This window comes from Streptomyces sp. CO7 (genome assembly GCF_053474865.1).
In genome coordinates this window covers 7,665-8,220 of the sequence record NZ_JBRIOU010000014.1, presented here as the reverse complement: position 1 = coordinate 8,220, position 556 = coordinate 7,665, and the positions used below count along the sequence as shown (strand labels likewise).

Annotated in this window: 1 protein-coding gene; it reads right to left on the bottom strand. The window is 77.0% G+C overall.

The window, feature by feature from the left end:
- Positions 1-250: 250 nt before the first annotated feature.
- On the bottom strand, positions 251-556 hold a 306-nt coding region (locus tag ACOV8S_RS30415), incomplete at its 5' end, for a glycosyltransferase (RefSeq protein WP_448321708.1).

The window sequence follows — 556 nt, the reverse complement described above, 5'->3', positions numbered from 1 at the left end:
CCCCCGGACGAAGTCCTTGGGGGAGGCGGGCGCAGGGGCGGCGCCTCCGCGGCGAGCGGCTCGCCCCACCCCGCGCAAGCCGACGGCACCGTACGCACGGGACCCACACCGCAGCGCGGGCCAGGTTGAGCCCCGGGTCCGCACCGCAAGGGTGGCCACCCGGTCCTCGTCCGCCACCCCACCCCCGGGGCCGGGAAAGGTCCGGTCGTCGGTCATGGACGGCACCGTACCGCCGGGGACCGACAGTCCCTCAGGTGAGCGGCAAGGGCTGGGCGAGCTCGTCGTAGACGCTGAGGACCTGGGCGACCGTCTCGTCCTCGGTGGGCCACGCCGCGGCCTGCGAGACTCCCCGCCGCACCAGTTCCTCCCGCCACGCCGCGTCGGCGAGGACCGCGGAGACCTTCCCGGCGAGGGCGCCGGCGTCACCCACCGGCACCAGTTCCGCTCCGTCGCCGACCAGTTCGGCCATCCCCGGCAGGTCCGCCGCGACCAGCGGGACGCCCGCGTGCAGCGCCTCCTGGGCGAGCAGCGAGCGGCCCTCCGCGCAGTCCGGCAC